Source organism: Actinophytocola sp. (assembly GCF_035762905.1).
Classification (GTDB): Bacteria; Actinomycetota; Actinomycetes; order Mycobacteriales; family Pseudonocardiaceae; genus DASYTH01.
The window spans coordinates 1-3,663 of the sequence record NZ_DASUCC010000082.1; the positions used below are offsets into that span (position 1 = coordinate 1).

3 protein-coding genes are annotated in these 3,663 nt (G+C 71.3%); 1 reads left to right on the top strand and 2 read right to left on the bottom strand.

Translation table 11 applies throughout. The features are described 5' to 3' along the window. Window positions 1-25: 25 nt before the first annotated feature. Together VFV67_RS16805 and VFV67_RS16810 are read right to left on the bottom strand one after the other, a co-directional pair. On the bottom strand, window positions 26-1,327 hold the full coding sequence (locus tag VFV67_RS16805) for an L-fuconate dehydratase (RefSeq protein WP_326471085.1): 1,302 nt from the start codon (window positions 1,325-1,327) through the stop codon (window positions 26-28). Next, a complete protein-coding gene (locus VFV67_RS16810; protein WP_326471087.1) occupies window positions 1,324-2,178 on the bottom strand; it encodes a fumarylacetoacetate hydrolase family protein in 855 nt (284 codons plus the stop codon). The genes VFV67_RS16805 and VFV67_RS16810 overlap by 4 nt, the downstream gene beginning before the upstream one ends. A 105-nt stretch (window positions 2,179-2,283) precedes the next feature. On the opposite strand from VFV67_RS16810, the gene VFV67_RS16815 reads away from it, so the two are divergent. Then, the coding region (locus tag VFV67_RS16815) for a carboxyl transferase domain-containing protein (protein WP_326471088.1) at window positions 2,284-3,663 on the top strand (1,380 nt) is incomplete at its 3' end.

A 3,663-nucleotide genomic window follows, 5' to 3' on the forward strand; every position in this document is an offset into this window, starting at 1 on the left:
GATCGCCTCGTCGGTAAGCGCCATCTCACGGGCTCCACTGTGGACCGTCGGGGTACGAGTACTCCGCTATTGTCTCCGCCCGCATGGTGGCGCTGAAGCCGGGGTTCGTCGGGGTCACGTACCGGCCGGCGCGCACGACGACCGGATCGACGAAGTGCTCGTGCAGGTGGTCGACGTACTCGATGACCCGGTCGGTCAGGCTGCCCGACACGGCCACGTAGTCGAACATCGCCAGGTGCTGCACCAGCTCGCACAGGCCGACCCCGCCGGCGTGCGGGCACACAGGAACGCCGAACTTGGCGGCCAGCAAGAGGATCGCCACGTTCTCGTTCACCCCGGCCACCCGCGCGGCGTCCAGTTGGAGGTAGGAGATCGCGCCGGTCTGCAGCAGCTGCTTGAACACCACCCGGTTCTGCACGTGCTCTCCGGTGGCCACCCGGACCGGCGCGATGGCCCTGGCGATGGTCGCGTGGCCGAGCACGTCGTCCGGGCTGGTCGGCTCCTCGACCCACCACGGGTCGAACGGGGCCAACTCGCGGACCCAGGCGATGGCGGTGCTGACATCCCAGCGCTGGTTGGCGTCGACGGCGATCCGGACGTCCGGTCCCACCGCGTCCCGGGCGATCCGCAGCCGCCTGATGTCGTCGGTCAGGCTGCCGCCCACCTTCAGCTTGATCTGGGTGAACCCGTCGGCGACGGCCTGCTCGCACAGCGTGCGCAGCTTGTCGTCGTCGTAGCCGAGCCAGCCGGGAGTCGTGGTGTAGCCGGGATAGCCGTGCTCGCGCAGCGTCGTCTCGCGGCCGGCGCGGCCCGGCTCGGCCCGGCGCAGGATGTCCAGCGCCTCGCCCGCGGTGAGCGCGTCGGTCAGGTACCGGAAGTCCACGAGGGACACGATCTCCTCGGGGGAGAGGTCGGCGAGCACCTTCCACACCGGCTTGCCCACCCGCTTGGCCTTCAGATCCCACAGCGCGTTGATCACCGCGGAGATGGCCATGTGCATGATGCCCTTCTCCGGGCCCAGCCAGCGCAGCTGTGAGTCGTGCACCATCCGCTTCCACGTGCCGCCGAGGTCGGCAAGGGTCGCGTCGACCGGACAACCGACCACATAGGACTCGAGCAACCGGATCGCCGCGGCCTGCACGTCGTTGCCCCGGCCGATGGTGAAGGCGAACCCGTGCCCTTCAAGGCCGTCGGCGGCGTCGGTCTGGATCGCCACGTAGGCGGCCGAGTAGTCCGGATCCGGGTTCATCGCGTCCGAGCCGTCCAGCTGCCGGGAGGTGGGAAACCGGATGTCGAACGTGCGCAGCCTGGTGATCGTCGCGGTCATCTGGCCTGCCCGACGACCTGCCGTTGCCGGCCGAGCCCGTCGATCTCCAGCTCCAGGACGTCACCCTCGCGCAGGTACGGCTTGGGGTCCGGGGCGCCCATCGCGACGCCGGCCGGGGTTCCGGTGTTCAGCACGTCGCCCGGCTCGAGCACCATGAACTGGCTGACGTAGTGCACGAGCTCGGCCACGCCGAAGATCATGTTCTGGGTGCTGCCGTCCTGTTTGGCCGCGCCGTTGACCCACAGCCGCATGCCCAGCCGCTGCGGGTCGGGCACCTCGTCCGCGGTCACCAGCCAGGGGCCGAGCGGGTTGAACGTCTCGCAGGACTTGCCCTTGTCCCAGGTGCCGCCGCGCTCCAGCTGGAACTCCCGCTCGGACACGTCGTTGGCGATCGTGTAGCCGGCAACGTGGGCCAGCGCCCGTTCCGGCCCGGTGAGGTACCGGGCGGTGCGGCCGATCACCACGGCCAGCTCGACCTCCCAGTCGGTCTTCGCGCTGCCCCTCGGCACCAGCACCTCGTCGTTCGGACCGACGATCGTGTTGGGCGCCTTGAGAAACAGCACCGGCTCGGTGGGCGGCGGGGCGCCGGCCTCCCTGGCATGGTCGGAGTAGTTCAGCCCGATGCAGACGATCTTGCCGGGCCGGGCGACCGGTGGGCCGACCCGCAGCGCCGGGTCCAGCTCGGGCAGCCCGCCGGCGTCGACCGCGGCCCGGGCCCGGTCGATTCCGCCGCCGGCAAGGAAGGCGCCGTCGATGTCCTCGGTCAGCGCGGACAGATCGAGCAGCCGGCCGTCGCCGGCCAGCGTGGCGGGCCGTTCCCGGCCCGGGGGGCCGATCCGCAGCAACCGCATGAGGCCTCCCGAAACATCGGATCTATTGCGGGCGAATGTAGTCGCCATGTGGCCCTGTGTCCACAGGTGACGTCCGATGTTGGTCCGGGATGCTAGGAAGATCCGATGGAGACCCAGCACGTGCTGGCCCCGATGCTGGGCACCGTGGTCCGCGTGGACGTCCGCCCGGGTGAGCTGATCCAGGTCGGACAGCAGATCGTGGTGCTCGAGTCGATGAAGATGGAGCACATCGTGCGCGCCCCGGCCGCCGCCGTGGTGGCCACGGTGCTTGTCGCCGCCGGGGACACGGTCCGGCGCGACCAGCCGCTGCTCACGTTCGACCCCGCCGAAACGACTGGGCCTGCCGAGACATCCGATGAGCTGGTCGATCCGGACGTGATCCGGCCCGACCTGGCCGAGGTGCTGGACCGGCACGCCGTTGGGCTGGACGCCAACCGGCCGGAGGCGGTGCGCCGGCGCCGGGACCGCGGCCAGCGCACCGCCCGGGAGAACCTCGCCGAGCTGTGCGACCCCGACACGTTCGTCGAGTACGGGCCCTTGGTGGTGGCCGCCCAACGTCAACGCCGTGGCCTGGACGACCTGGTCGCGCGCACCCCGGCGGACGGGCTGGTGGCCGGCGTCGCCGAGGTGAACGGGTCGGCCTGCCTGGTGCTGGCCTACGACGCGACCGTGCTGGCCGGCACGCAGGGCTACTACAACCATGCCAAGAAGGACCGGCTGTTCACCGTCGCCGCGCGCAGGCGGCTGCCGGTGGTGCTGTTCGCCGAGGGCGGCGGCGGGCGGCCGGGGGACACCGACATCCCCACCGTCGGCGGACTCGACGTACCGTCGTTCCACCTGTTCGCGCGGTTGTCCGGGCTGGTGCCGCTGGTCGGGATCGCCGCCGGCTACTGCTTCGCCGGCAACGCGGCGCTGCTCGGGTGTTGCGACGTGGTGATCGCGACCGAGGACTCGAGCATCGGCATGGGCGGGCCGGCGATGATCGAGGGCGGCGGGCTCGGCGTCTTCGCGCCCGAGGACATCGGCCCGATGTCGATCCAGGTGCCGAACGGCGTGGTCGACATCGCGGAGAACGGCCGCATGCCGCTGGTGCTGTTTGCCGAAGGCGGCGGCGGACGGCCGGGCGACACCGACGGCATCAGCTCGGGCCAACGCACTTTCGCGCGCTTCGCGCAGCTCTCGGCGCTGGTGCCGATGGTCGGCATCACGTCGGGGCGCTGCTTCGCCGGCAACGCGTCGCTGCTCGGCTGCTGCGACGTCATCATCGCCACTGCCGACTCTTCGATCGGCATGGGCGGCCCGGCGATGATCGAGGGCGGCGGGCTGGGCAAGGTCGAGCCCGACGACGTCGGCCCGGTCGACGTCCAGTCCGCGAACGGCGTGCTCGACGTCGTCGTCGCCGACGAGGCGGAGGCGACGGCGGTGACGAAGCGGCTGCTCTCGTCCTTCCACGGGCCCGGCGAGCCCGGCGCCGCGCCCGACCAG